The sequence below is a fragment of the Halobacillus sp. genome (assembly GCF_049282395.1).
Classification (GTDB): Bacteria; Bacillota; Bacilli; order Bacillales; family Halobacillaceae; genus Halobacillus.
This window is the reverse complement of record NZ_JBAPTY010000365.1, coordinates 1-2,956: the sequence shown is the minus strand read 5'-3', so window position 1 is coordinate 2,956 and position 2,956 is coordinate 1. Positions and strand designations below refer to the sequence as shown.

The 2,956-nt window shown below is 43.5% G+C and carries 4 protein-coding genes; 2 read left to right on the top strand and 2 right to left on the bottom strand.

Annotated elements, in window-relative coordinates; genetic code table 11:
• On the top strand, positions 1-322 hold a 322-nt coding region (locus tag WAM07_RS15420), incomplete at its 5' end, for a class I SAM-dependent methyltransferase (protein ID WP_422168244.1).
• A 110-nt stretch (positions 323-432) separates the two neighbouring features.
• Entirely contained in the window at positions 433-687 is a 255-nt protein-coding gene (locus tag WAM07_RS15415) for a DUF2164 domain-containing protein (RefSeq protein ID WP_422168242.1), read from the top strand.
• Positions 688-850: 163 nt separating this feature from the next.
• Here WAM07_RS15415 and WAM07_RS15410 read toward each other — a convergent pair whose 3' ends face one another.
• Together WAM07_RS15410 and WAM07_RS15405 are read right to left on the bottom strand one after the other, a co-directional pair.
• Positions 851-1,849, bottom strand: coding sequence for an LLM class flavin-dependent oxidoreductase (locus WAM07_RS15410; RefSeq protein WP_422168241.1), 999 nt, complete (start codon positions 1,847-1,849; stop codon positions 851-853).
• A gap of 132 nt (positions 1,850-1,981) precedes the next feature.
• Positions 1,982-2,956, bottom strand: a 975-nt coding sequence (locus WAM07_RS15405; protein ID WP_422168239.1) for an efflux RND transporter periplasmic adaptor subunit, incomplete at its 5' end; no start/stop codon positions are given.

The following is a 2,956-nucleotide window of genomic DNA, read 5'->3' as shown; positions in this document are numbered from 1 at the left end:
ACAGATATGTATGATGCAGGGGGAGGCTCAAATGTTGGAAGACTTTTATCAGCCCCTTGATAAAATCTATTCCATTAACAACATTTCATTTTGGGAGACGCCTGTAAAGACGTTAAATCATCTGCATTCCTTATTGCGGCCAGGAGGGAGAATAGCCATAACCCTTTCCCCACATGGACGTGGGACTAGTGATGAGACGACTGAGGTTATGGGAGGACAGCTTCGCGCACTACTGGAAGAAGCAGGGTTTAATCAAATTGAAGTATTTATTAAGCCGACATTTCCGAATAATACCGTCTGCGCCCTCGGAATGAAGAAATAGTACGTTAGGAATAGTTTGTCGCTCAATAACCCGTCATAAAGAAACGTCCTCTCCTACTCATTTTCGTTTAAGGATATGGTAAGCTTTAATTAGAAAGGGGAATGATTCGATTGCTTCCATCTTTAAGAAAGGAAGAAAAAGACTACGTGATTGCCAAAATTCAGGAGTACTTTGAACTTGAAAGAGGCGAGGAGATCGGTGAATTAGCAGCTGACCAGCTTGTGCAATTAATGGTAGAAGAGCTTGGTCCCTTCTTATATAACAAAGGGATTCAGGATGCACGTCAAATGGTTGAGCAAAAAGTTATGAATTTAGACGAGGATTTGTTGTCCTTAACGAGACCGGCGGGTCGTCCTAAGCGCTAGTTACATAATGAAACCTCCGTCTTCAGGACGGAGGTTCTCTCATTTGCAGAGTTAAAATACTTTATAGTAAGGGACAAAATACGAAATACAATAACAGGAAAGAAAAGAGAGGGAGTAAAAAACACAGGAACTTGATATGAGATACAAGTTCCTGTGTTTACACTTACTTTTTATGAAGTTGAAAGGCTTCAGCTAAAAGTTCGTATGAGCGGAGTCGTTCCTCAAAAGGAGAAACGATCGTATTAATAATAATTTCGTTTACTTGATAGCTCTCTGCCAACTCCTCAATCTCTTGTTTTACTCGATCAGGAGAACCGACAATCATTCGGCTGCGATTATCTTGTATTCTTTCCTGCTCAAAAAAAGTATAAGAATGTTGCAGGGCCTCGTCAGGTGTAGGAAAACCAGTTCTTCTCATACCCTGTTCAATCTGTAGTAAAGCGAGATCAAGACTGGAAGCTAAATACTCGGCATGTTCATCTGTCTCTGCACATACGACGAAAATCGAGACATTCGCGTCCGGAGTGCTTTGCTGCATGGAAGGAGAAAAGTATTTTTTGTAACGATCCACGACTCTTGTTCCTCCATGGCCATTAATAAAATGGGCAAAAGAATACGAAGCACCTAAATCTGCAGCCAGGCGGGCGCTTGTCCCACTGGATCCGAGCATCCAGATCGGGGGAGAGGTTTCTCCTTTAGGAGTAGCATAGACATTCATTCCTTGGGGGTCTTGTCCATGCAAGTATGCCATCAATTCTTCTATTTGAGCCGGGTATCCTTCAATATCAGGGGAGCTGCCACGGTTTAGAGCTATGTTTACGTTTGGCATGCCGCCTGGCGCACGTCCTACACCGAGGTCGATTCTGTTAGGGTGTAAAGTTTCCAGCACACGAAAGGATTCTGCAACTTTATAGGCGCTGTAATGGGGAAGCAGAACACCGCCTGTTCCTATGCGTATGCGGTCAGTACGGGCCGCTAAGTGGGCAGCTAAGATAGCGGGTGATGACCCCGCCAGGCTTTCCGTACTGTGGTGTTCAGCTACCCAAAAACGGTGGTAGCCTAATCGGTCTGTCCATTCTGCCAGTTCTGTTGTTTGCTTTAGTGCATCTTGAGAGGTCATCCCGGATAAAATGGGGGATTGATCTAATACACTTAATTTCATCTATAGGTCCCCCTTTACTTAAAATTATCATGTATATCGTGCCATGGAGCGACTCAATATGCAATGGATAGGATCATCCATCATTAAAAAGCACCCTTTCCTTTTAGGAATAAGGGTGCTCACCTGCTTAAATTAACGAGCTAGCAAACCTAGCAATCCATAATTCACAATACTCTCCTGATCTGAATGCCATATTTGTGAAACATCCAAGTCCTGAGACTTGAGAGGAGTAAAAAAGGTGGAATTCCTTCTAAACTCGTCTTTTGGCTGATAGGCCACCCACTCACCAGCTTCCAAGCCTTTTTGTATTTCTATCAGGTTATTTTCTTTAAGCCCTGTTTCTACTTCGTGCCGGTCGATTTTTCCATCTTCATTCATCGTCCACACGTAGGATTTCTTCTCTCTGATGAGTCCATCCTCAAGAGTGGTAACGACCCCGTCAACTTGCTTTGTAATAATATCTACTTCTGCATGATAACCCGGCAAAACCTTATCATCTACTTCATCCACCGTGACTTCATATGGGTACCTGCTGCTTTCGTTGACTTCTACCTCTTCCGGATGATCCTGAATGGTTGAAAGAGATCCATTAAGCTCCATGTTCAGTTCGGGAACGTACATCGTTACCGGCATTTCTGGTTTTACCTCAGGGCGGTGTTCTTCCTTTAAATCCCCTTTAAGGTTCAGTTCAGTTGAAGCGAGGGTCATAATGGGTTTGTCTAAATCATTTGAAGTATCCGTGACAGTTCCTGAGAATGGACTGCTCACCGTAATGACCTCTCCATTCTCACGCAGTTGATTAAGTTGACTTTCCACCATGGCAGCCATGGCTTCTTTTTGAGCCAGGGCAGTTTCTTGTTCGGCAATTTTTTCTTTTTTTAGAAACTTTGTTTCTGCAAAGGATCCTTCCGTGTCACTGTTACTAGTTTCTCCATTGGAGGAATTGTCTGGGCTGAGGTTCCCGAAATTTGAATTATTTTCCGTGCTCGGGTCGTTACGGCCTGGTTCGCTCAACTCATTTTCAGGTTCAGGTACTGTATATCCCTCGAGCTCTTGAATGTAATTTTCGATAGCCGCTATTTCCTGTTCTAAGCGGGTTTGTTTATT

Bases quoted from the DNA above. Each gene is read 5' to 3' on its own strand.
- WAM07_RS15410 (WP_422168241.1), bottom strand. From the start codon at position 1,849: ATGAAATTAAGTGTATTAGATCAATCCCCCATTTTATCCGGGATGACC.